Annotated in this window: 24 protein-coding genes and 1 other RNA gene; 8 read left to right on the top strand and 17 right to left on the bottom strand. The window is 47.8% G+C overall.

What is annotated here, in order from left to right; translation table 11 throughout:
* Nucleotides 1-152: 152 nt before the first annotated feature.
* The 3 genes from L1N85_RS10240 to L1N85_RS10230 are packed head-to-tail and all read right to left on the bottom strand — an operon-like array spanning nt 153 to nt 3,330.
* Nucleotides 153-950 (bottom strand): Cof-type HAD-IIB family hydrolase, encoded by a 798-nt coding sequence (locus L1N85_RS10240; protein ID WP_235237461.1) that lies wholly within the window; start codon nt 948-950, stop codon nt 153-155.
* 15 nt (nt 951-965) lie between these two features.
* Entirely contained in the window at nt 966-1,709 is a 744-nt protein-coding gene (locus L1N85_RS10235) for a pseudouridine synthase (RefSeq protein WP_235237460.1), read from the bottom strand.
* A gap of 1 nt (nt 1,710) precedes the next feature.
* Nucleotides 1,711-3,330, bottom strand: a complete 1,620-nt coding sequence (locus L1N85_RS10230) for an RsmB/NOP family class I SAM-dependent RNA methyltransferase (protein WP_235237459.1) — start codon at nt 3,328-3,330, stop codon at nt 1,711-1,713.
* Nucleotides 3,331-3,473: 143 nt separating this feature from the next.
* On the opposite strand from L1N85_RS10230, the gene L1N85_RS10225 reads away from it, so the two are divergent.
* On the top strand, nt 3,474-3,992 hold the full coding sequence (locus L1N85_RS10225; protein WP_235237458.1) for a thioredoxin family protein: 519 nt from the start codon (nt 3,474-3,476) through the stop codon (nt 3,990-3,992).
* The gene (locus L1N85_RS10220; RefSeq protein ID WP_235237457.1) at nt 3,989-4,543 is read left to right on the top strand and encodes a PCYCGC domain-containing protein; all 555 of its coding nucleotides are present in this window, start codon (nt 3,989-3,991) and stop codon (nt 4,541-4,543) included. The genes L1N85_RS10225 and L1N85_RS10220 overlap by 4 nt, the downstream gene beginning before the upstream one ends.
* A gap of 80 nt (nt 4,544-4,623) precedes the next feature.
* Here the strand turns inward: L1N85_RS10220 and L1N85_RS10215 are convergent, their stop codons facing one another.
* Together L1N85_RS10215 and L1N85_RS10210 are read right to left on the bottom strand one after the other, a co-directional pair.
* The gene (locus tag L1N85_RS10215; protein WP_235237456.1) at nt 4,624-5,427 is read right to left on the bottom strand and encodes a GTP pyrophosphokinase; all 804 of its coding nucleotides are present in this window, start codon (nt 5,425-5,427) and stop codon (nt 4,624-4,626) included.
* A gap of 17 nt (nt 5,428-5,444) precedes the next feature.
* Complete coding sequence (locus tag L1N85_RS10210; RefSeq protein ID WP_235237455.1) at nt 5,445-6,542, bottom strand: quinone-dependent dihydroorotate dehydrogenase; 1,098 nt, start codon at nt 6,540-6,542, stop codon at nt 5,445-5,447.
* Between the two features lie 177 nt (nt 6,543-6,719).
* On the opposite strand from L1N85_RS10210, the gene L1N85_RS10205 reads away from it, so the two are divergent.
* Entirely contained in the window at nt 6,720-6,860 is a 141-nt protein-coding gene (locus L1N85_RS10205) for a hypothetical protein (protein WP_235237454.1), read from the top strand.
* Nucleotides 6,861-6,975: 115 nt separating this feature from the next.
* On the opposite strand, the gene L1N85_RS10200 is transcribed toward L1N85_RS10205, so the two are convergent.
* Together L1N85_RS10200 and L1N85_RS10195 are read right to left on the bottom strand one after the other, a co-directional pair.
* On the bottom strand, nt 6,976-7,212 hold the full coding sequence (locus tag L1N85_RS10200; protein WP_235237453.1) for a ferredoxin: 237 nt from the start codon (nt 7,210-7,212) through the stop codon (nt 6,976-6,978).
* A gap of 56 nt (nt 7,213-7,268) precedes the next feature.
* A complete protein-coding gene (locus L1N85_RS10195) occupies nt 7,269-8,555 on the bottom strand; it encodes a DNA polymerase IV (protein ID WP_235237468.1) in 1,287 nt (428 codons plus the stop codon).
* A 202-nt stretch (nt 8,556-8,757) separates the two neighbouring features.
* Between L1N85_RS10195 and cimA the strand changes: the two genes are divergently transcribed.
* Entirely contained in the window at nt 8,758-10,374 is a 1,617-nt protein-coding gene (gene cimA, locus L1N85_RS10190) for a citramalate synthase (RefSeq protein WP_235237452.1), read from the top strand.
* Between the two features lie 60 nt (nt 10,375-10,434).
* Here cimA and L1N85_RS10185 read toward each other — a convergent pair whose 3' ends face one another.
* Entirely contained in the window at nt 10,435-10,974 is a 540-nt protein-coding gene (locus tag L1N85_RS10185; RefSeq protein WP_235237451.1) for a TlpA family protein disulfide reductase, read from the bottom strand.
* A 308-nt stretch (nt 10,975-11,282) separates the two neighbouring features.
* Between L1N85_RS10185 and L1N85_RS10180 the strand changes: the two genes are divergently transcribed.
* Nucleotides 11,283-11,750: a Mov34/MPN/PAD-1 family protein gene (locus L1N85_RS10180; RefSeq protein WP_235237450.1), complete on the top strand. Its 468-nt coding sequence runs from the start codon at nt 11,283-11,285 to the stop codon at nt 11,748-11,750.
* On the opposite strand, the gene L1N85_RS10175 is transcribed toward L1N85_RS10180, so the two are convergent.
* Genes L1N85_RS10175 through L1N85_RS10165 form a run of 3 tightly spaced genes read right to left on the bottom strand, consistent with a single transcriptional unit; the run spans nt 11,736 to nt 14,962 of the window.
* Nucleotides 11,736-12,470: a 3'-5' exonuclease gene (locus L1N85_RS10175; protein ID WP_235237449.1), complete on the bottom strand. Its 735-nt coding sequence runs from the start codon at nt 12,468-12,470 to the stop codon at nt 11,736-11,738. The genes L1N85_RS10180 and L1N85_RS10175 overlap by 15 nt on opposite strands.
* Nucleotides 12,471-12,485: 15 nt before the next feature.
* Nucleotides 12,486-13,553, bottom strand: a complete 1,068-nt coding sequence (locus tag L1N85_RS10170) for a DUF294 nucleotidyltransferase-like domain-containing protein (protein WP_235237448.1) — start codon at nt 13,551-13,553, stop codon at nt 12,486-12,488.
* Nucleotides 13,554-13,597: 44 nt separating this feature from the next.
* Nucleotides 13,598-14,962: an ammonium transporter gene (locus L1N85_RS10165; RefSeq protein WP_235237447.1), complete on the bottom strand. Its 1,365-nt coding sequence runs from the start codon at nt 14,960-14,962 to the stop codon at nt 13,598-13,600.
* Nucleotides 14,963-15,299: 337 nt separating this feature from the next.
* Here L1N85_RS10165 and L1N85_RS10160 point away from each other — a divergent pair, with 337 nt between their 5' ends.
* Both L1N85_RS10160 and L1N85_RS10155 read left to right on the top strand, forming a co-directional pair.
* Nucleotides 15,300-15,731 carry a MerR family transcriptional regulator gene (locus L1N85_RS10160; protein WP_235237446.1) on the top strand — a complete coding sequence of 144 codons (432 nt, stop codon included), beginning with the start codon at nt 15,300-15,302 and terminating at the stop codon, nt 15,729-15,731.
* A gap of 37 nt (nt 15,732-15,768) precedes the next feature.
* Nucleotides 15,769-16,452, top strand: a complete 684-nt coding sequence (locus tag L1N85_RS10155; RefSeq protein WP_235237445.1) for a zinc metallopeptidase — start codon at nt 15,769-15,771, stop codon at nt 16,450-16,452.
* Nucleotides 16,453-16,541: 89 nt separating this feature from the next.
* Here the strand turns inward: L1N85_RS10155 and L1N85_RS10150 are convergent, their stop codons facing one another.
* Together L1N85_RS10150 and L1N85_RS10145 are read right to left on the bottom strand one after the other, a co-directional pair.
* Nucleotides 16,542-17,435, bottom strand: coding sequence for a LysR family transcriptional regulator (locus L1N85_RS10150; protein WP_235237444.1), 894 nt, complete (start codon nt 17,433-17,435; stop codon nt 16,542-16,544).
* A 32-nt stretch (nt 17,436-17,467) separates the two neighbouring features.
* Complete coding sequence (locus L1N85_RS10145) at nt 17,468-18,115, bottom strand: rhomboid family intramembrane serine protease (protein ID WP_235237443.1); 648 nt, start codon at nt 18,113-18,115, stop codon at nt 17,468-17,470.
* 101 nt (nt 18,116-18,216) lie between these two features.
* Between L1N85_RS10145 and tpx the strand changes: the two genes are divergently transcribed.
* Nucleotides 18,217-18,735 carry a thiol peroxidase gene (tpx, locus tag L1N85_RS10140; RefSeq protein WP_235237442.1) on the top strand — a complete coding sequence of 173 codons (519 nt, stop codon included), beginning with the start codon at nt 18,217-18,219 and terminating at the stop codon, nt 18,733-18,735.
* A 65-nt stretch (nt 18,736-18,800) separates the two neighbouring features.
* On the opposite strand, the gene L1N85_RS10135 is transcribed toward tpx, so the two are convergent.
* The 4 genes from L1N85_RS10135 to L1N85_RS10120 all read right to left on the bottom strand — a co-directional run bounded on the left by L1N85_RS10135 (nt 18,801) and on the right by L1N85_RS10120 (nt 22,048).
* Nucleotides 18,801-19,190 (bottom strand): DUF1499 domain-containing protein, encoded by a 390-nt coding sequence (locus tag L1N85_RS10135; protein WP_235237441.1) that lies wholly within the window; start codon nt 19,188-19,190, stop codon nt 18,801-18,803.
* 113 nt (nt 19,191-19,303) lie between these two features.
* Nucleotides 19,304-19,486: non-coding RNA, 6S RNA (gene ssrS, locus L1N85_RS10130), on the bottom strand.
* A 47-nt stretch (nt 19,487-19,533) separates the two neighbouring features.
* Nucleotides 19,534-20,328 carry a YesL family protein gene (locus L1N85_RS10125; RefSeq protein ID WP_235237440.1) on the bottom strand — a complete coding sequence of 265 codons (795 nt, stop codon included), beginning with the start codon at nt 20,326-20,328 and terminating at the stop codon, nt 19,534-19,536.
* A gap of 118 nt (nt 20,329-20,446) precedes the next feature.
* Nucleotides 20,447-22,048: a DEAD/DEAH box helicase gene (locus L1N85_RS10120; RefSeq protein ID WP_235237439.1), complete on the bottom strand. Its 1,602-nt coding sequence runs from the start codon at nt 22,046-22,048 to the stop codon at nt 20,447-20,449.
* Nucleotides 22,049-22,054 lie beyond the last annotated feature (6 nt).

Genomic DNA, 22,054 nt, shown 5'->3' with positions numbered 1-22,054 from the left:
ATGACCCCTGTTCAGTACAGGAATCATCTATTATTGGTTTCCTAATTGTTCAATACCACTCTTTTTTTAAGTGTCCTTGACATAGGGTCCAGATTATTTTATTTTTTGGCCACTGCTGCTTTCTTCGTTCCGCAACTGGCGCACTATTGTATTCAGCTCCAAGCGTACTCGCGCAAAGCCGCGGCCACGCCATCTTCGCTATTCGATAGCGCGACAGCATTGGCTGCTTGCTTAACCTTTTCCGGCGAATTTCCCATAGCGATACCCATACCGGCATATTGGAGCATCGTAATATCGTTGTAATAATTACCGATTGCCAGTATTCGGCTGGGAGCTATTCCGCGAATTTCCGCCAGTTGCTGCAGCGCTCTTCCTTTATTCGCCTCCGCATGATGCACATCAATAAAAAAATCCCCGCTCCGAATCGACTTCAGAAGCGGCGGCCAGCCCGCCCATTCCGCTTGCACCATGTCCATTTTCTCTTTGTTGCCGAAGACGGTAAACTTCACTAAGCCTGTCGGCAATCCGTCGTGAAAATTCCAAATCGACGGCTTCGCTTGATAATGGACATACATGCTTTCGGCTTCCGGCGTCATATTTTCCACCATCATTTCGAATGCCGTATTCAAATCATAATGAATGCCATGCTCACGGCAATAATGGATAAAGTCCAGCAAATGGTCAGGCACCATATCGAATTGGTGCACGACCGAGCGGTCATCCGCATTGATCGTAGCTGCGCCATTATGCGTAATTACCGTGCCGCCGAGCCCGAGCTGCTCGAGCACAGGAATGGCTCCTGACGGTCCGCGCCCCGTGCATAATACAATTTGAGCTCCCCGGCTCGCTGCCTCCCTTACGGAGTCCCTAATCCCATCGGTCAGCACATGGTCATCCCTCAGCAGCGTGCCATCGACATCTAATGCGATTAAATCATACTTCAAGCTCATGCTCCCACTCCTGTTCTATCGTTTATGCATGCGAAGCCGCTCTATCTCTTCCTCCGTTAATTCCCTGTATGCTCCCTCGGGCAGTGACTCATCCAATAGAAGCGGTCCCATTGAAACACGCTTTAAGTGTACGACTTTTTTTCCGATGGCCTCAAACATTCTTTTCACTTGGTGAAACTTGCCTTCCATGATCGTAAGTGAAATAGTTGAATAGACGCTATCTTCCCGATTCTCGCGACTCTTTACGTGAAGCTCTGCTGCCATCGTGACATAACCGTCATCTAACGTTACCCCCGCTGCGAACGACTGCTTATCCCGGTCGCCGACATCGCCTCTCACAAGCGCTTCGTACGTTTTGGCGACATGCTTGCGCGGCGATAAGAGCTCATGAGCAAGCTGCCCGTCATTCGTGAGCAGCAATAAGCCTACTGTATCCTTATCCAGACGGCCGACAGGAAACGGATCACGCAGCCGATCCTCCGGCTTCAGCAAATCGATGACGGTACGCTCGCGAGCATCCTCGGTAGCCGATATGACGCCCTCCGGTTTATTCATCATAAAATAGACGATATCCCGATAAACGACAGGTGCATTTTCAAAAGCTATCTCGGTCTGCTCCGTCTCAACGATTAGCCCGCTATCCTTGATCACCTTTCCGTTTACCGACACCTTGCCCTGCTTGACAGCCTTTTTGATTTCGCTTCTCGTTCCGATTCCCATGTGGGCCAGCAGCTTATCGATTCGTATTCGATTACTCATTCTATATCCATCTCCATCCTGCCGGCAGCTCGTTTTTAATCATGCCTTCTGCGTACTTCCCCCAACCGATCGGGTGACCGTCTGTACAAATGAGCACATATCCTTTCGCTGCTGCACCATCCTTTATGACGATCTCCGACTCCTCCACAAATAACGTTTCTCCGCGTAAATAACGAAGCGTCTGCGGGTCATTCGAGCTCCAATTGACTGATCGCACGGCCTCCTCACGCTTAAGCCCCATTGCCAATGGATGGGAAGGTTCGATCCGCCCCCTGCCCGCTTCCCCGACATACCAGCCTGCTCTCACTACCCGCAGTCCGTCTAACGAAGGCATATTGTTCGGCTGTATATAAACTCTTGAACCATATGCAACCACTTGACCCGTCCATGCTAATGCGCCGTAAGCAAAATGCTCCGCTTGTTGACGCCATAGGTCAATTGGCTGCTCTTCATCCAAGACGCTCCTGGTTTTGTATTCTTTCTTGCTTGCTGATTGCTTTAAACCTGCATTCTGCCATTCCTTTTTCGTCTGAAGCTTCGCTGCTCGGCGCTCTTCTCTTTGGTCATAGCGCTTTTCATTTGACCGTCTAATGCTAATTGCCGCACCGGCATGGCGGGCTTTAGCAGGCTCTTCTTCGGAAACGGCTGACTCCAAAAGATGATTTATATCTGTGTTTGCCCCATCACGCCGCAGCACGGCCGCATAATGCCCTTCCCCTTCAATCCGATGCGGCCATAACCTGACAGTACCTTCAATGCTTTGCAAACGGGCTCCATCAAGCTGCGTCGCCTTCGCTATCAAATCCGGTCTGCCTGCATTCCAACCAAAACCATGGACAATCGGTACAACCTGAAAATCCGTATGCCCGGAAAGAAACGAAGCGATTTGCTGCTCGTTTTCTTCCGGTGAAAAAGTGCAAGTCGAATAGACCATTAATCCGCCGGGGGCAAGCATCGAAGCGGCATGTCTTAAAATATCACACTGCATAAGCGAGCATCGTTCGACGGAGTGCTTTTCCCACTCGGCAATCATAGATTCATCTTTCCGAAACATGCCTTCACCGGAGCAAGGGGCATCTATAAGGATTCGATCGAACCATTCCGTGAAGACCGGCGCGAGCGCGGCCGGCTCCTCATTCATTACAACCGCGTTGCGGACGCCCGCCAGTTCGATATTTTTCGCTAACGCCTTCGTACGTTCCCTTGCGTTATCATTAGTGACAAGCACGCCGCCGCCCTGCAGCTTTGCCGCTATTTGCGTCGACTTGCCGCCGGGAGCGGCACATAGATCGAGCACTCGCTGTCCCGGCCTTACATCAAGCAATTCAACCGGCGCCATCGCGCTCGGTTCTTGAATATAATAAAGGCCGGCGTGATAATGCGGATGCTTGCCGGGCCGCTCGCCTTCCTTATAATAAAGCCCATCCTCAGCCCACGGGATCGGACTAACATCCGCTGACAGCGGAGACATCCCTTTCCATTCTTCCATATTCAGTTTTAATCGGTTGATTCGAAGACCGTATACGCGCGGCGCGGCATAGGAGGACATAAAATCGTCAAATTCCTCTCCAAGCAGCTTTTCCATTTTTGCAGTAAAATTTAGCGGCAAATTGCCGATCATGCTGATTTCCTCCAGCCCATAGCCATCGATGTCTCTGCACTTACATAGTCATGCGGCTTTGTTATATAATATATAAAAGTTAGGACAATCTGTATAGAAACCAATCTGTCCATCTTAAACTCGTTTCGGAGGTAGTCTCACAAATGAAAAAGAAAAAGAAAGTTAAAATGATTTACGTTTATATCGGAATCGTCATATTATTATTCGGTTTTATTTTCGTGCTTAACAACAGCGGCAAGGTAAATGCCTTGTACGACAAGCCCGTCTCCGAATTGAACCCGGAAACGCGCAAGCAGCTGGATGACCCTAACTACCAGAATATCATATTACCCGCAGAGCTGGACAGTATGGTGGCAGATAAAGAAGATTTCTTCGTCTACTTATATGCGTCCGACTGCATGCATTGCCAGAATACGACACCGAAGCTAATGCCGCTTGCAGAGGAGCTCGGCATCGAGCTTCCACAGTTTAACTTGCGCGAATTTCCAACTTACTTCAACAAATACAATGTCGAGTACACGCCGACGCTCGCTTACTTCAAGGAAGGCGTTCAGGTCGACAAATTGGAAGGCGGCCTTGCTGCAGAAGGCACGACATCCGGTTATTCATTGAATGATTACAAGGCATTCTTCAACAAATATTCGGGAGCTGATCCGCAATGATGAAGCGTCAGCGGCTAACTGAAGAGCAGGCTGCCGAACAAGTTGGAGCAGATCGGATCAGCGCGCGAAACCGCGGGATTATGTATGCCATGCTGCTGGCATTTGCATTCATTACCTTGCTGACCGCTTGCGGCTTATCGGGCGATGACGAGGCCGGCGCCCAGCATATGCACGGCTCCGAAACCTGGGAGACGACTTCGTCATATGATCAGCTGCCCTCCTTCTTATCTGACTATACCCCTCATACAAGCAAGCTATACAGTGAGGTCCATGACCACGCGCACTTGATGAGCGGAATAACGTGCTATTGCGGCTGCGCGGACGGACTCGCCGTAGAAACACCCCATGACTCTCTTCTGCGCTGCTATTTGGCGGAGCACCCGGCAGATGAAGGCAGCGTGACCTGGACAAATCACAGCACGAGCTGCGGCATTTGCAAGAAAGAAATGGAGGACGTTATCGCTTTAAGCAAGCAAGGCAAGACCATCGACGAAATACGGGAAGAAATAGACGCTAAATATAAACCGAAAAAATCAAGCGACCCGTCTTGACGAAATCATCGACTAACCAATAAAGAGCAGTCTCTAGGCCGTCGGCCGTTAGAGACTGCTCTTTATTTCACCATTGCCGTTTAACTTTGATTCGCTTTCTTGGCTTTACCGATCGCGGCTTGAATATCGAGAGAGAGCTGACTCAGCCCTTGGTAATCCTCTTTCTCGAATTGTTCATTGAATTTCATCTGGAACTGTGCTGCCTCCCGCACGCGATGATAGAAATACAAATCCTGGATACCGCTCAAAACCTTTGATACGACGTTGGATTGCTCTTCGAATTCCGTCTGGGCATCGAGAATTTCCTTGCGGATGTTCGTCATTTCCGAATCGAGCTGCGCTGCCGCCTCCGCCGCTTTTTTCAATCGGTTGCGTACATCATCCGGCAAGCTTTCCTTAAACTTATAATTCAAGGAATGCTCGATCGTTGCCCAAAAATTCATGGCCAGCGTGCGAATTTGAATTTCGGCGAGTACGATTTTGTAGCCTAGAGCCGTTTGAACCGGGTATTCTACGATCATATGGTAACTGCGGTAGCCGCTGTCCTTGAAGTTCGTAATGTAATCCTTCTCGTATACGAGCGAAAGATCCTTACGCGTACGAATCAAGCTGGCTACGCGATGAATATCATCCACAAACTGGCACATTATGCGAATGCCCGCGATATCCTCTATACCCGTATCCAACTGATCGGACGGTACATTCAGACGCTTGGCCTTCTCTAAAATGCTGGATATTCGCTTGACCCGGCCGGTGACAAATTCTATCGGTGCATAAGATTCTCTAATCTTCAATTCAACCCTCATCGTTTTAAACTTTACTTTCAGTTCTTCCACCGCTTGTTCATAAGGCTGTAAAAAAAGATTCCAGTCTCTACCGTCCATCCGGCCGCCTCCTGTTCTTAACGATGATCTGCGCCTACTGCTTCGGCAATATTGCGGTAGCCATCCTTATGTAAACATTCCTTTAATCCGTTCGTCAGCTCTCTAAGCAATCCCGGTCCTTTATAAATAAGAGCCGTATAAATTTCGACCAAGGCTGCTCCGGCACGGATTTTATCGTATGCATCTTGTGGCGTAAAGATGCCGCCTGAACCAATAATGGGCAGCTGCCCGCCAGTTTGGCGGTAAACGGCGCGTATAACATCGGTCGAGCGGTCACGCAGAGGCTTGCCGCTTAGTCCGCCCGATTCTTTTGCATTCGAATGCTTAAGCCCCGAGCGGGATAGAGTCGTGTTCGTTGCGATAATGCCGGATACGCCGCTTTCCATAATGCTGTCTACAGTAAGCTCCAGCTGTTCATCGGTCATATCCGGGGCAATTTTCACAAGCACTGGCTTTGTTTTCGTTCCTATTTTCGCCGCTTGCGCACCCATTTCTTCTCTTACGGCGCCAAGTAAATTTTTCAGTTCTTCCCCATGCTGCAAATCCCGCAAATCAGGAGTATTGGGAGAACTGATGTTTACGACGAAAAAATCACCATATGTATACAAATCACGAATACAGGCCTGATAATCCTCATGCGCCAATTCATTTGGCGTCGTTTTGTTTTTGCCGATGTTTACGGCGATCGGAATACGCGATATTTTTCGACGCGCCAGACGTTCCGCCATTGCGGCCGTGCCGTCGTTATTAAAGCCCATGCGATTAATGAGCGCCTCATCAGGCGGTAACCGGAATAGCCTTGGCTGCTCGTTGCCGGCTTGTCCCTTCGGCGTGACTGTCCCTACCTCGGCGAAACCAAAACCAATGCTTGAGAAGCCGTCGGCTGCCTTGCCGTTTTTGTCGAGGCCCGCAGCAAGACCGACCGGATGAGGAAATTGCAGTCCGAACAGCTCAGTTGCAAGCTCCGGCGACTTTGCTACGCCGTACATAGCATGCATTAACCCGTTTAGACCGGGCACCTTACCTGCGGCGGACAGCCCGTCAATGACGACGTGATGGGCTTTCTCCGGATCCATTCGAAAAAAAATAGGCTTTAGTATAGAAGAATAAAGCAACCTGCTCACTCCGTTCTCAGATGTATGTTCTATCTGACAGTTTATCTTTTTTGAAACAAAAAGAAAAGAGCCCGCACGCCTGCGGCAAGCCTCCCCGGCAATATTGCGGCTTTTCTAGAAAACGATTACAATGAAAGAATACTAATCTTAACTTTGAAATAGAAAGGTTGATTATCGATGAGCGCAGCGAAAAGAAAACCCGCAACGATGAAAGCAAAACCGAAGGAAGAAATGAACAAAAGGGCTCTAATCTGGATCGGCTCTATTGTCGGCGTCGTCGTAATCGCGGTCTCTGTCCTTCTGATCCTTACCTCTTGAATTCTGCTTCACTCAACTGCTTATAAAAACAGCCCATATTATGTATGGGCGCACAAAGAAGCTCCTCTTAGGCGGCTAGCGCCAGCGAAGAGGAGCTTCATGTTGCTATAAAGCATTAGTTATCGAATGGCTCGTCGGCAATTTTGATCGAATCAGTCGGGCAGCCGTCGGCAGCATCCTGCAAATCGTCATACAAATCTTCAGGAATTTCCGTATTGCCTTTGTTTCCGTCATTTTTATAAATGACTTCTGCAATACCTTCATCATCGTAATCATAAATGTCAGGAGCTGTAGCTCCGCAAGCTCCACAAGCGATGCACGTATCTTTTTCTACCCAAGTAAACTTACCCATGGAAATTCCCTCCCAAATAAATATACGGAATAATCTCGTTCCTATACAAACAAGCTTCACTCATCAATATATAACAAACTATCATCCTTTTGCAAGGACGTACCTCGAATTCGTTTGTTCCTTATTAAGGTTGACGGGTCGTCCCCCAGCATTCCCGCGGTCAGTACGGCACCCTCGCCAAACTTATCCCTCAGTTGATCCACCGCTTTCGTCAGTGCCTCTTTACGCGGCTGCTGCTCATAGCTGAACAAATCGAGCTGCAAGGCCGATTCATCGAGCAGAGTTAAATTTTGCAGCGTAACGCCAAGCAAACGAATGGGCTCTCCGTTTCTCCAATGCCTGTCGTACAGCTTACAAGCTTCTCTATAAAAATCATCGGTCGACTGTGTTGGAGCCTCAAGCGTGTTAGAGCGGGCAATCGTCGTCATATCGGGCTTGCGTATTGTAATCTGTATCGTTGCAGCAACCAGCTTCTGCCTGCGCAGCCTGCGGCCGGTCTGATCAGCCAAATTGAGCAGCACGCGGTATACATCTTCTCTGGCTGTAATGTCATTCGGGAGCGTTGTCGTATGTCCGATCGATTTATTCCGCTCTCTATGGGGATTCACCTCGGCATGATCGATACCATGCGCCGCTAACTTCATCCAGGATCCAACGATGCCAAAATGCTTGATTAGCACCGCTTCATCCGTCCCTGCAAGCTGACCGATGGTGCGAATATTCAGCTTCCCCAATTTCTCAGCCGTTTTTTTTCCAATCCCGAACAGCGTATCGCATGATCTATCCCACAGTACGTCTTTTACGTCTCGGATTCGCAGTATGGTGAGCCCGTTCGGCTTCTTCATATCCGATGCCATCTTGGCGAGCAGCTTATTGGGGGCGAGGCCGATGGAGCAAGGCAACGACCATTCCGTTTGAATCCTTTGCTGCAGCTTCTCCGCGATTTCAAGCGGCGAACCAAACATTTTTGAACCGGTTATATCCATGTAGCACTCATCGATCGAGACAGATTCAACGAGCGGCGTGTATTGGCGGGCTATCGCCATGAAGCCGTGTGAATATTTGCGGTACAGATCGAAATCAGGCTTGATCAAAATGAGCTCGGGACAAAGCTTAAGCGCTTGCCGTACCGTCATTCCTGTTCTGATGCCTTTTTTCCTTGCCGCATATGAGCATGTAACGAGTATGCCTTTGCGCTGCTCTATACTGCCCGAAACTGCCGTCGCTCTGTTCTTATATTTCTCAGGTTCCTCCGCTTCATGCACGGAGCAATAGAAAGCATTCATATCCAGATGAATAATAACCCGGCCCTTTGCCGGATATTGCCTGTTCACATTTGACATCACCGTGTGCCGCACCACCTATTCCTAACAAAAACTTACATAAGCTTATTCATCCCCAGCATACAATTCCAATAGGGTCAAGTCAACGGAAGCATAATTGTAGAACAAAAAATACGGTTACCCTCTCTACTTTCAGGTCGACAAGTGTTATAATAGTAAATTATGATTTGAAAAGGCTATCAGTGAAGGAGGCGTCCCGATAATGACAACAAACATTTCAATCTTTGATACGACGCTGCGTGACGGTACACAAGGTGAAGGAATCAGCCTATCGGCGGATGACAAACTAAAAATTGCCCAGAAGCTCGACGCTTTGGGCGTTCACTATATTGAAGGCGGAAATCCGGGAAGCAACAGCAAGGATATTGAATTTTTCCAAAGGATCAAAGCATTCAACCTAAACGCCAAAATTACGGCTTTCGGCAGCACCCGCCGCAAAAACAGTCTCGCCGAGCAGGATGCGAGCCTCGTGCGTATTGCCGAGTCCGGCGTTCCAGCAGCAACCCTTGTCGGTAAATCATGGGATTTCCATGTACATACCGCTTTGCAAACGACGCTTGAAGAAAATCTATCCATGATTTATGACTCGGTTGCGTTCTTGAAACGAAACGGGATGGAAGCTTTGTTTGATGCGGAGCATTTCTTCGACGGTTACAAGAACAATCCCGAATATGCGATCTCCGTATTGAAAAAAGCGCAGGACGCTGGCGCCAACTGGCTCGTGCTTTGCGATACGAACGGTGGTACGCTGCCGGGAGAAATCCATGAGATCGTATCCCGCGTTTCTCATGAACTTACTACACCGGTAGGTATTCACACTCACAATGACTGCGAGCTTGCAGTCGCGAATTCTTTAGCTGCCGTACAAGCAGGTGCACGTCAGGTGCAAGGCACGATTAACGGCTACGGCGAACGCTGCGGCAACGCAAACCTATGTTCCATCATTCCGAATTTGCAAATCAAAATGAACTATAACGTTTTACCGGAGGAGAAGCTCCGCACCTTAACGGGAACGGCACGTTACGTAAGCGAAATCGCTAACGTTCATATGCCTGTCGGTCAAGCCTACGTCGGCAACGCCGCATTCGCCCACAAGGGCGGCATACACGTCTCGGCCATCATGAAGGACTCGAAGACCTACGAGCATATTCAGCCAGAGCTCGTCGGCAATAAGCAACGCATTCTCGTTTCCGAGCTTGCCGGGCAAAGCAATATAATCTCGAAAGCACAGGAGCTTGGTCTCGATGTGAACGCGAACAACGAGAAGACAAAGAAAATCATGGATCAGATCAAAGAGTTAGAGCATCAAGGCTATCAATTCGAGGGTGCCGATGCCTCCTTGGAGCTGCTGCTTCGCGAAGCTTTCGGTGGAGTAGCAAAAGAAATCTTCAAAGTGGAATCCTTCAAAATGCTCGTAGAGAAAACAAATGGTCAAATGATTTCCGAAGCGATCGTAAAAATCAATGTTGACGGTCAACAGGTATACACGGCAGCCGAAGGCAACGGACCGGTCAATGCGCTCGATAACGCCCTCCGAAAGGCGCTCGTACAGTTTTATCCGAACATCGAGCATATTCATCTTTCGGATTATAAAGTCCGCGTCATCGACGAGAAGGATGCTACAGCTGCTAAAGTACGCGTCCTCATTGAATCGACAGGACTCGACAACACATGGAGTACGGTCGGCGTTTCCAACAACGTCATCGAAGCAAGCTGGGAAGCGCTTGTGGACAGCATCCGTTATGCCTTGCTTAATATGGTCAAAATCGACAGCACCCACAACGATCCGCTGGATCGAATCGGGCTCGTGAATCATTAAACTATAAGTGCCGCCAAAACCGTCTAGTCAATAACGGCTCTGGCGGCACTTCTTTTTTCCTTACATCCATTTCTTAATCAAACGTTCCCACTCTTCGATAGTAATAACGCCGTTGATTCTCTCTCTGATTATCCCTTCACGATCTATGAGAAAGGTCGTTGGAAAAGTATCGACCTTGTACAGCTTAGTTATATCCCCTTTTCGGTCCATCAGAATCGGAAACGCAAACTCATACTCATTCACAAAATTTCTGGCATTGCGTTCTTTATCGTATTTCGTCGCATTGACGCCATACATCTGAATGGTATTTCCATATTTGGCGTGCAGGCGCTGCAAATCGGGCGCTTCAAGCTCACACGGACCGCACCATGACGCCCAAAAATTTACGAAGCTTAACCGGCTTTGCTTGCCCCCTACCTGATATGACTGCTCATCAAGCGCTGTGAGCTTAAAGGCAGCGGCCCGGTAATCGGCCTTCGGTTTAAAGTCGGCGGCAGGAGCGGCCATCGTCACCGCATTCGGATCATTGTTCATATATTGAAAAACAGCCAAACCGGCAAACAGAAATGCGATCGTAAAAAGCGTAATAACGCGTTTCATGAAATTCCATCCTTCTTTCGTAATTTCAATTGCCTAAATGGTATCACGCACAGTATGGAAGCTCAAGGCTCAGGGCACATTAGCCATAAAAACGTCACGTTTAACGACAGAGACCGCTTCCTTATGTCATTCGTTTTCTCCATCCCCCTTCTTGCCATCGTTATTCCTTTATTCTCGGTAAGCGCAGGAATCTTCATACCTTTTATCTTTGATATTCAGCTGGCTATAAGAATTTAAAGAAAGATTAGCAAGAATAGGGATATTTCGGTATACTAATCTTATCCATGGATACGAAGGGGGGCATTTCCATGCATGAGCTGCAATCGAAAGGCTGCATTACGAAAGAAGCATATGACCGGCTACTCCAGGTTTGCTTGGAAGCGAAGCCAAGAGAAGCATGCGGCATACTTGCAAGCCGTTTTTCCCAGTCAGGCTCTTCCCCTCTTTCGGAAGTCTATTCCGTTAATGCGATAGTCGATACGATAATTCCTATCACAAATACGCATATTAATCCAACCTACGCCTTTTCATTCGATCCCGCGGAATGGACAGCCGCCTATTATGACATGCAAAATAACCGACAATCCCTTGTCGGCTTATTTCATTCTCATCCTCGAACGGATGCAATCCCTTCATCGAGCGACACGGAAGGTTTCCTGCCCGCTTCGGAGCTAACCTATTGGATCGTTTCATTGAAAGATATTCATGCTCCACAAGTAAAGCCATATCTGCGCGATCAAGGTGTATTTAAACCTCTTCAGCTAGTGTTTGCTTAAATAAGCATACAAATCACCAAGTGTAGTAATATTTCTTTCCAAGATCCGTACCAAATAATTTTGCCACAGCTTGGCGGTCATAATGGAATCCTGCAGAGCGTGATGACGCTGCGTTATCGGGATACAGCAATTATCCAGCAACTCATCGAGACTATAACCATCAAGATTCGGTTCCAGCCACTTCGCTACCATCATCGTATCGAGAACGCGGTGGTTAAGATTCACCTTCGAGGTTCGCCATAGCGCTGCGTTCAGAAACTGCTTATCGTGACCGGAAGCATGAGCGATAAGCAGCCTTCTGCCGACAAATTCCATAAAGTCATGAAGCACCTGCATCAAATCAGGAGCATCCTGCACCATTTCATTCGTAATGCCCGTTAATTCGATGATTGCCTTCGGTATTTTCCTCTTTGGATTAACGAGACTATAAAACGATTCGCTCTCAATCAGCTCGCCGCCCCGAAACATTACAGCGCCAAACGATATGATTTCATCGCCGTTCATCGGATAGAAACCTGTCGTCTCAAGATCGAACACAACAACCTCAAGCTCCCGAAGCGGCATATCGAACATAGACTGTTTACGCTGCTCTTTATTGACATTACGAATAAATGCCATTTGCTGCGCATTTTGCGAGCCTAGCATAGAAGCGATGGCAGGCGTAAATCCTCCCATTTTGTATAGGTTCCACATCCGACCGACGCCTTTTTGATCCTTCATCCCTCTACCACCGCCTTACGTAAGCCTGCCCATTGTTTGCTTGAATACTGCTCGCTGCAGCTTCTTTCCCAAACGCAGGCTGCTTTTCAACTCATCCGTCATTTCTTTCGTCAGCTTACGGCTAGATAACTTGCCGTTATTTGCATATAAGCCGTCTTCCTTCTGTTCGGTTGTCATTAAACGCAATCGCAGTAATAATCGGAATGCCTGCTTATAAACTGCCGCATCAGACTCTGACATTTGTCCGGCTTCTACCAGCATTGCAATTCTATCCAAAGTCGCCGTTTCCCGAATACCCACTTGCACCGACAAAAGCCGAATCGAATTAACCATAGGAATATAGGCGCCGTATTTAATGTCCAAGCTGCCAGCGTCCTCACCGTACCGCTCCTTCAATAATTGGCCAAAAATGCCGACCAGCACTTTATGTCGCAGCGTGTTGTCCAGCATCCTCTGCAAAATGATAGGATGGTTAAGCATATCGGTAAAAAATGAATCCTTCAGTGCATCCACCAGACGGCTTTCCCCATAAATACATCGGCCGTCAGCTATGATAAGCAAATAACGAACCGCTTCCCAAGCGGGCTCGTCAAACCAATGATCCAGCTTACGGCTCCACTCCGACAACGATAAACACCACTCCGAATTGCTGCTCAGTACATTTCCTTCACAGGGCGGATAACCAACCGATTGCAGATTCGAAACGATAATCTGACTTAGCTCCTTAAAATACTGCTTTACATCCGCCGAATCAGACACTGGATCCTCATAGACAACGCCGCTGTCTTGATCGCTTGATAATGTCTGCTCTTTCCGACCGCCGCTGCCGAACAATAAATACGCGTAAGGCACGGGGGGAGAACCTTTCCCCAGCCGTGCCATTTCCGCTTCCGCGAGGTTAATCGAACGCCGTATGACAGCATCGTGCACCTCGTTTATTTGTTCATTAAATTGTTCGACGGGATGCGTTGGGAGAAGAGCTTCCATCTGCTCGTGTACTTGATCCCGCAAGCTACGCAGCCCTTCCACATGATCGGCGGAACCAATCTGCTTCAGCAGCTGCAACCGCACCGGATCACTCATGCATTCGCTCTCTCCCCTCGGTCAGCCCAATATAATCGATTTTATTAGTTTTGAATGTTATGGCCCGGTTTTTTCATTTGCTCTGGGTAACCATAAGCGCCATGCTCGCTGAGGTCAAGACCGATAATTTCTTGCTCTTCTGTGACGCGGAAGCCAATAATAAGCTTCATAACGCCAAGAATAAGGAACGAAGCGGCAAGTACGAACGCGCCAACTACAACAACTGACTCGAATTGTACCCAAAGCTGCTTCCAGCTGCCTGTGTCGATCAAACCGCCTGTACCGATACCAACTTTATCCGCAAGCGCTTGTGTAGCGAAGATACCATTAGCGAGAGTTCCCCAAATACCAGCCATACCGTGAACCGACAATGCATAAATCGGATCGTCGACTTTGATTTTTTCGAAAAACTTTACGCTGTAGAATACAAGAACGCCAGCTACGAGCCCGATAACGACAGCCGCCCAAGGATCAACGAATGCGCAGGATGCCGTGATGGCAACAAGACCTGCAAGAGTACCGTTAAGCATAGTCGTAATATCCGCTTTACCTGTAACCGCCCAAGAAATAAGAAGTGCTGCCACGCCGCCCGCGCCTGCTCCAAGCATCGTATTAAAAGCTACGAATCCGAAAAAGCCGTCGCCGATTGCGACCGTGCTGCCAGCGTTGAAGCCAAACCAACCAACCCAAAGCAGCAATACGGAAAGTGCAGTGAATACTTGATTATGGCCCAAAATTTCGTTTGCGGAGCCGTCTTTGTTAAATTTGCCGATACGAGGTTTAAGTAATACTGTAGCGACGAACGCCGCCAGCGCACCAGTTAGGTGAACGACCGTCGAGCCTGCGAAATCTTGCGCTCCATCTTCAGCCAGCCAACCGCCGCCCCAGATCCAGTGAGCAACTACAGGATAAATAATAGCTACGAAAAATAACGTAAATACGATGTAGGACGAAAGCTTTGCTCTTTCCGCAAAGCCGCCCCATGCGATCGATAGCGATACCGCTGCAAATGCTAGTTGAAACAAGAAGAATACAGTGCTCGGATAATTGTCGCCTTCACTTGCCGTAATAGAAGGATCGAAGAAGAAATTACCCCATCCGAACAATGCGTTTACTGCGCTGTCGCCGCCGAATGCAATCCCGTAACCGAATGCCCAATAAACAAGTGCGGCTAAGCCTGTCGTGAAAATCGTTTTGCCGGCAACATGGCCCGCATTCTTCATGCGTGTCGAGCCTGTTTCAAGTAGAATAAATCCGCCTTGCATAAGCAGAACAAGAACGAATGAGAGCATAACCCATAGAGAGTTAAGACCCATGTTCAACGTTGCGGCTGATGGATCCTCTGCAAACGCCGCTACCGGAAATAGCAAGGTGAAGATACCTAAAGCTAATATCGTTTTTTTAATCATTACGACCACTCCCTAAGTGTTATGTTTCCTTACATGTGAGGAAAGACTTAATGTCATTATAGTCAGTAGTGCTCATTTTGACAATATGTTTTCTTCTATTTTTTTAAAAAAATCAAACGTTCGGCACAAAAACTAACACGAACGTTTGGATTTTGAACAAATCATAACCAAAAATACCTAATTGAGAGTCTCATTCTTCGCATTTTCGCTTATTATAAGCATAGATTCCTACTTGGCTGCATAGGAAAACTTATAATTACAAAGCCGTGTAACACGTTTGACTGTATGGTCACTTTACTATTATCATGATAAGTAGGAAATTGAACGATCGGAGGAAATGATCATGTATCGAATTGGGGAACTGTCCAAGCTTGCAAACATTAGCCCGCGGACAATTGATTACTATACTTCTATCGGCCTAATTGAGCCGGCAGAGCGTTCGGCTAAAAACTATCGGCTCTATGCTCCTGAAACCTTGCAGAGACTTGAACGTATTGAACTAATGAAAAAAGATAAATATACATTAGAAGAGATAAAGGCGACAATAAAAAGCTGGAGCAAAATTTCGCCCGAGGAACATGTTTCCCGCAAGCTGACCGATTTACAGCTTCATATAAGCCAGCTGGAGCGCGAGGTAAAGGAGCTTGAGCCCGTAATCAATAAACTTAAGCCGCGTCAAGCTAACCACCTTTATACGCGCCTGATGCCGCAAACGGCCGCCTGCATGGAAGCGGTCATGCTGCTCATCAATAAAAGTTCCCTTATGTAACAATCTCTTTACATCATAATTATGGAGGAATGTCTCAATGACGTACATTTTCATTGGAACGATCTTGGCTTTTATTCTAACGATATGGGCTCAATTCCGGGTAAAAGGAACGTTTAAGAAATGGACCAAGGTACAATCCAATAGCGGATTAACGGGCTACCAAGCTGCTAGACGAATGCTTGATTCCAATGGTCTGCATAACATCCCGATCGAGCCCGTACGCGGCGTTCTGACTGACCATTACGATCCGATTCACCGAGTTGTCCGTTTATCAGAGCCCGTTTATTATGAAAACTCGATTTCAGCCGTATCCGTAGCTTGTCACGAGGTTGGGCATGCTATCCAGCACTCCGAGCATTATCCGATGCTCGTACTGCGTCACCGTATTTTCCCGGTCGTGAATTTCGCTTCCGGCGTCGCGCCTTTCCTATTCATCGCAGGCATTCTGTTCTCGGCGATGAATTTAATCGGATTAGGCATTATATTTTTCTCGGTAGCAGTAGCGTTCCAGCTCATTACGCTCCCAGTGGAGTTTAATGCAAGTAACAGGGCAAGAGATATAATGATTGCCGAAGGTTTCATTACGAACGACGAGGAGCGTGGAGTCGCCAAGGTTCTGAATGCAGCAGCGTTAACCTATGTAGCAGCAGCTCTTCTCTCCTTGCTCGAGCTCATTAGGTACATCATGATCTTCGTAGGCGGAAGCAGGCAAGAAGAATAATAGAAAATTTGCATGCGAAAGAGGAGCTGTCCGAAAGCGGTCTGTAAAGACCTCTGGAACAGCTCCTCTTTGTATATATCCAAACATCATTATATTCGGTCTTGAAAATAACGAAGCAAAAAGCTATGAAATACCCTTGCCACATGCGGCAGCTTCTCATTAGAGCGCCTGATTAAACCAATCGTCCTTGTTACTTGAGGCTTTGTGACACGCACTTTGGCCGGCTGCAGCGGCCCCGTATAGTGCAAGGCCATCTCCGGCAGCAAGCTGACACCCATCCCCGCGGCAACCAGGCCGCGAATCGTATCCGTTTCCTCGCCCTCAAATCCTATGCATGGCGTAAAGCCGGCATCCTGGCAAGCCTCCCATACGATCGGCCGTAATGAATAACCTTCACTAAACAGGACAAAGATCTCATCCCGAAGCTCCTGAAGCTCGATGGACTCCACCTCGGATAAGCGATGTCCTGGCGGCACGATTGCGTATAGCTCCTCCGTGAGCAGTACTTCCCCGCACACAAATTCATGTTCATCAGGAAATGGCGAAATAAATGCCAAGTCAATCTCGCCCTTAATCATATCGCGGATAAGAGATGGATACATCCCCTGCTTGAATCGAAACTTTACATTGGGGTGTTGCTTACGGAATGCTGCCACAACCTGCGGTATTAGTGAAATACCGAGACTATGCGGGAAACCAAGTCTAATCTCGCCCTTCTCCGGATCAAGAAATTCGTGTATCTCAATAACGGCCCTCTCCAGATCGGCCAAAATCACCTCAGCACGTTTCAGAAAAAGCTGACCGACCGGCGTAAGCTGCAAATTCCTGCCTTTTTGAACAAAAAGCTTTACGCCGAGCTCCTCCTCCAGCTGATGAATCTGCCGACTCACCGCCGATTGCGCAACATGCAGCTCTTCAGCAGCCTGCGTGACATGTTCTTTTTTTGCTACTTTTACGAAATAATGAAGCTGACGAAGTTCCATACCTATTCGTTTCTCTCCCGTATATATAGTTTTCAGGTGCGATGCTGCTGTTTACGCGCCATCTTGCGATCAAAAAGGTTGTAAAGCAGGAAGCCAGCCAGAGCGCCTCCGACATGAGCCCATAAATCGATTCTGGGCACGAGCAAGGAATAGATTACTCCAAATATTAAAATCGTATAAACCGTTTTGCGCGAGCTCTCATCAAGCTGTGTTTTCCGGAACAAGGAAATGTAAAGATACGCACCGTAGACGCCATAAATCGCTCCAGAGGCTCCTACACCGATGTGAGAATAAGGACCGCCATCAATCACATTCACCAATGTACTCATCCCGTTGCCAGCAATGCCGCATAACAAATAAAAAAGGGCATATCGGGCAGACTTCAGAAGTCGCTCCAGCGGCGGCGCGAATATAAGCAAAGCAAACATATTATAGAGAAGATGCTCAAACCCGGCATGCATGAAAATGGACGATACGTAGCGCCAAGGCTGTACTATACCATATGGATCATCTGCGGAGTTGGCAACAAAAGCACCGAACTTATAGGAGTGATTAACATTATTCGTATCACCGCTCCAAGCAACTATTATAAAATAAATAATATTCAAGGCGATAACCGCAGCAGTAACAGGATAAAGCCGCAAATAAGAGCGGAAGCTCTCATATCGCAAGAAGATCAAAACACCATCCCCTTTCCTCTCCAATAATTGGACAAGTTCGTTTCATTACGATTATAATAAAGCTGGTATTGACCATATAATCCAGAGGAGGAAGTTTACACATGTCACAAGAACGTAATGGAGCTGCCACATTCAAAGGCAATCCGATCACATTAGTTGGTCCTGAATTGAAAGCGGGAGATCAGGCTCCTGATTTCGCATTGAACAAATCGCTCGTAGAAACGGTATCCCTTAAGGATTATGCCGGTAAAGTCAAATTGATCAGTGTTGTACCTTCCATCGACACGGGCGTATGCGATGCGCAAACTCGCCGTTTTAACGAGGAAGCAGGCTCGCTTGGCGATAATGTTGTCGTTCTTACTGTCAGCGTTGATCTTCCATTCGCACAATCACGCTGGTGCGGCGCAGCCGGCATCGACAAAGTTGTATTGCTTTCGGATTACAAAGCGCACAGCTTCGGCGAGTCGTATGGCGTCTACATTAAAGAACTTGGATTAAATCAACGTTCGATCTTCGTCATCGATGCAAACGACAAGATTCAATACGTTGAATATTTGCCTGAAATGACGGAGCACCCGAATTACGAGCAAGCGATTCAAGCGGTAAAATCGCTCGTATAATCCATATCTTACTTATACTACAAACAAAGCGAGTGAAGGACATCCTTCCTCGCTTTGTTTATGTATTAATTATTGACTTTAAAAGCCGCAAGCTTCTTATCAAGTGTACGATACAAATCCAAAACAACTCTATAATTTGATCCTAGATCCCCTAAAGAGCCACGTGAAGCCGAATAAATATCCACCGCCGATTGCAGCGGATTCACACTAATGACGGAAACCGTTATGTCCATCGTTCTTCCGAATGCTGTGCGCTTCTCAAGTACAATTTCACCGACGGACTGTACCTCGTGCAGCACTTTGTAACCTTGCATCTTCTTAAGAGTCGATATCACTTCATCCCATGCCTTATCCTTCGAAAGCTTATAGAAATGAGATTTGAGCATTGGATCCTTAGCTCTGTCGCCTGTCTGTTCATGACTACGCAGCAGCCCGATCAAGGTCCGCTTCAACAAAAACGATCTCCCCCTCCGGCATCTATGTACACTACTCTTTATGATACCATGATTTGTCCAATGAAAAAAGAGCTATCACTGGATTTATCCAGCAAATGCTCTTTATTTGAAAATGAGAACCCGCCTATGCCGTCCGACTCACATGTTTCTGAACCCGCTTACGCAGGTGGGTGACCGCAGAACCGCTTTTGAGATCCCCTTTCGGGGGCATGTCAGCTACGCTTCGATATTGGTCTCCCGTGAAACAGCCATTGGTTCAAAACAGCGTAAAGCCGTAACGAGCATCGCAGGAGGTATTGCTATTATAGACCGAACAAAAGCAAAAGTAAACTTCTGCCGGCTGTTATTTCTTGGTGCCGTCAGAATCGCTCTTAACCAAGTCTTCACGATCCATTTCGGCAGCCTTCTCCGCTTCCTCTTCCTCTGCCAATCGCGCTTTCTCCGCTTGGTCTTGAAGCTTCTGATAGATCAGATAGAAGTTCCAGAAGGATAAGTACGCGATGATACTGCCCATAAAAAACGGAATGAGAAACGTGAACCTTGTACTGAAATACATGACAGCTCCTGCCATAATTGCAGTCGAAAGCGAGCGGAAAGGCCTGCCAATCGTAATAAGGATAGCATTTTTCAGTAATTGAAACGTTTTCATATGATAGTGGACAAGCATCGAGAAAAAATTAAATAGCGATACGATTAGAAGCACCAAAAATGCAATAAAGATGTAAGAAAGCAAATTCAATTGTTCACGATATACAATAAAGTCAACAATCATAATGGCAAGCAGTATCGTATAAATAATACCGCCCAGCATGCTTTGCTTATAGTTATCTTTGTAGCTGCGGAAGAAGGTTTTGAACAATGCGACGTCGCTTTCTCCCATTACCCATTTCCGTGCAACCGCAAACATGGCAGCAGTTGCGGGAAATAAAGTGAATGGCGCAACAATCGCCATCAAAATCAAAGTCATATACACCTGGCTGAGCATTTCAGCATCCGTTCCGCCCCCTGCCGTCAGCAAAGGAATGGCGAAGAAGATAAACGGGATCGAACAAACGATCCATAATACATTGATAACCGATAACCGCATGATCCACTCGGAAATTCGGTAAAAACCACCCATAAGCCCTCTAGGTTCCATCGGATCTGCCTCCAGAAAAGTAAGATTATACCCGCCAGATTAACTTGTAGAAAGGTGATAAAAAGAACCGAGGAAGACCAGATGCCCGCAAGGCATCACGGACTTCCTCGGTTTTTCATCAGTTATTTACAAAGCCTTCCGAGTTGCTCTTCGGACGACGATTTTCAGTACGTCCTTCACTGCTTCTTTTGCCGCCGTAGCCGCCGCTGCTTCCACGGTTCTCATAGCCGCCGCGCGAGCTGCCGCCTGTGCTGCTGCCGCTGCTGCGTCTATCATCGCGTCCGCGATAACCTCCGCCGCCTGTGCCGCTGCTGCTGCGATTGCCGCCATAGGATGAGGAGCCGCCGCTGCGGTTGAAAGGACGCCCGTTAGAACGAATGTCAGGTCTGCGCTTCTTGGCACGCAATGGCTCTTCCGGAGTCAATTCCACATCGACGTTCTTCTTCTCGCCGGTAATCAATTTGATTGCTGCTGCAAGAAGGTGTACCGAATCGTATTGCTCCAGCAATTGAATGGAGATCGCTTTGTATTCGGAGAATTCATCGTTTTGAACGATTTCGAGAAGTCGCTCAGCCGTTACACGCTGCTTGCCTTCGATTGCTTCAGCAATACTCGGAAGCGGTTTGCGGTTCATCTTCTGACGCGTAATTTTCTCGATAAAGTGCAGGTGGTCGATTTCACGAGGAGTCACGAACGACCAAGCTGTACCTTCCTTACCAGCACGGCCCGTACGACCGATACGGTGAACGTAGCTCTCAGGGTCTTGCGGAAGGTCGAAGTTGATAACATGCGTTACGCCCGAAACGTCAAGTCCACGCGCTGCAACGTCCGTTGCTACCAATACATCGATGCTGCCGTCACGGAATTTGCGCATCACGCTGTCCCGTTGATTCTGCGACAAGTCGCCATGCAAGCCGTCAGCGGAGTATCCGCGTTTCTGAAGAGCTTCGCTAAGCTCATCAACACGGCGCTTCGTACGTCCGAAGATGATGGCAAGTTCTGGCGATTCCATATCGAGCAAACGGCTAAGCGCTTCGAACTTCTGACGCTCATGCACTTCGATGTAAGATTGCTCAATCAATGGCGCTGTAACTTGCTTCGGAATGACCGAAACATGCTCCGGATTTTTCAGAAATTGCTGTGCAAGCTTTTGGATGTTTGCAGGCATCGTTGCTGAGAACAGCATCGTGTGACGCTCGTCCGGCACTTGCTTCAGAATGGACTGAATGTCCTCCATGAAGCCCATGTCCAGCATTTCGTCCGCTTCGTCCAAAATGACGGTTTGTACATCCTCAAGACGGATTGTCTTGCGGTTAATGTGGTCAAGCAAACGTCCAGGTGTACCGATGATAATTTGAGGCTTCTTCTTCAATGCACGGATTTGACGGCCAATTTCTTGTCCTCCGTAAATCGGGAGAGAGCGAAGGCCTTTGTATCGAGTCAACTTCCCGATCTCGTCAGCCACTTGGATTGCGAGTTCACGGGTTGGCGTCATTATTAATGCGACAATGCGTTCCTCGCTTGTCGGAATTTTGTTAATGAGCGGAATTCCGAATGCCGCTGTCTTTCCTGTACCCGTCTGTGCTTGGCCAATAAGATCTGTTCCAGCCAATGCGATAGGGATCGCTTTGTCTTGAATCGGGGTAGATTCTTCGAATCCAAGTTCAGTAATTGCTTGCAACACTTTCGGTTCCAAGCCAAATTCAGCAAATGTTTTCAAACTTTT

It is taken from the genome of Paenibacillus alkaliterrae (assembly GCF_021532375.1).
Taxonomy (GTDB): Bacteria; Bacillota; Bacilli; order Paenibacillales; family Paenibacillaceae; genus Pristimantibacillus; species Pristimantibacillus alkaliterrae.
Note: the sequence above shows the minus strand (reverse complement) of the source record. Positions and strands in the feature narration are given on the sequence as shown.

What these genes read in the sequence shown, in the direction of transcription:
- L1N85_RS10175 (WP_235237449.1), bottom strand. Translation starts at nt 12,470, where the DNA reads ATGAAGGATCAAAAAGGCGTCGGTCGGATGTGGAACCTATACAAAATG.
- cimA (WP_235237452.1), top strand. Translation starts at nt 8,758, where the DNA reads ATGACAACAAACATTTCAATCTTTGATACGACGCTGCGTGACGGTACA.
- L1N85_RS10215 (WP_235237456.1), bottom strand. Translation starts at nt 5,427, where the DNA reads ATGGACGGTAGAGACTGGAATCTTTTTTTACAGCCTTATGAACAAGCG.
- L1N85_RS10225 (WP_235237458.1), top strand. Translation starts at nt 3,474, where the DNA reads ATGAAAAAGAAAAAGAAAGTTAAAATGATTTACGTTTATATCGGAATC.
- L1N85_RS10165 (WP_235237447.1), bottom strand. Translation starts at nt 14,962, where the DNA reads ATGATTAAAAAAACGATATTAGCTTTAGGTATCTTCACCTTGCTATTT.
- L1N85_RS10170 (WP_235237448.1), bottom strand. Translation starts at nt 13,553, where the DNA reads ATGAGTGATCCGGTGCGGTTGCAGCTGCTGAAGCAGATTGGTTCCGCC.
- L1N85_RS10180 (WP_235237450.1), top strand. Translation starts at nt 11,283, where the DNA reads ATGCATGAGCTGCAATCGAAAGGCTGCATTACGAAAGAAGCATATGAC.
- L1N85_RS10230 (WP_235237459.1), bottom strand. Translation starts at nt 3,330, where the DNA reads ATGATCGGCAATTTGCCGCTAAATTTTACTGCAAAAATGGAAAAGCTG.
- L1N85_RS10200 (WP_235237453.1), bottom strand. Translation starts at nt 7,212, where the DNA reads ATGGGTAAGTTTACTTGGGTAGAAAAAGATACGTGCATCGCTTGTGGA.
- L1N85_RS10220 (WP_235237457.1), top strand. Translation starts at nt 3,989, where the DNA reads ATGATGAAGCGTCAGCGGCTAACTGAAGAGCAGGCTGCCGAACAAGTT.
- L1N85_RS10240 (WP_235237461.1), bottom strand. Translation starts at nt 950, where the DNA reads ATGAGCTTGAAGTATGATTTAATCGCATTAGATGTCGATGGCACGCTG.
- L1N85_RS10205 (WP_235237454.1), top strand. Translation starts at nt 6,720, where the DNA reads ATGAGCGCAGCGAAAAGAAAACCCGCAACGATGAAAGCAAAACCGAAG.
- L1N85_RS10185 (WP_235237451.1), bottom strand. Translation starts at nt 10,974, where the DNA reads ATGAAACGCGTTATTACGCTTTTTACGATCGCATTTCTGTTTGCCGGT.
- L1N85_RS10150 (WP_235237444.1), bottom strand. Translation starts at nt 17,435, where the DNA reads ATGGAACTTCGTCAGCTTCATTATTTCGTAAAAGTAGCAAAAAAAGAA.
- L1N85_RS10195 (WP_235237468.1), bottom strand. Translation starts at nt 8,555, where the DNA reads ATGTCAAATGTGAACAGGCAATATCCGGCAAAGGGCCGGGTTATTATT.
- L1N85_RS10125 (WP_235237440.1), bottom strand. Translation starts at nt 20,328, where the DNA reads ATGGAACCTAGAGGGCTTATGGGTGGTTTTTACCGAATTTCCGAGTGG.
- L1N85_RS10160 (WP_235237446.1), top strand. Translation starts at nt 15,300, where the DNA reads ATGATCATGTATCGAATTGGGGAACTGTCCAAGCTTGCAAACATTAGC.
- tpx (WP_235237442.1), top strand. Translation starts at nt 18,217, where the DNA reads ATGTCACAAGAACGTAATGGAGCTGCCACATTCAAAGGCAATCCGATC.
- L1N85_RS10235 (WP_235237460.1), bottom strand. Translation starts at nt 1,709, where the DNA reads ATGAGTAATCGAATACGAATCGATAAGCTGCTGGCCCACATGGGAATC.
- L1N85_RS10155 (WP_235237445.1), top strand. Translation starts at nt 15,769, where the DNA reads ATGACGTACATTTTCATTGGAACGATCTTGGCTTTTATTCTAACGATA.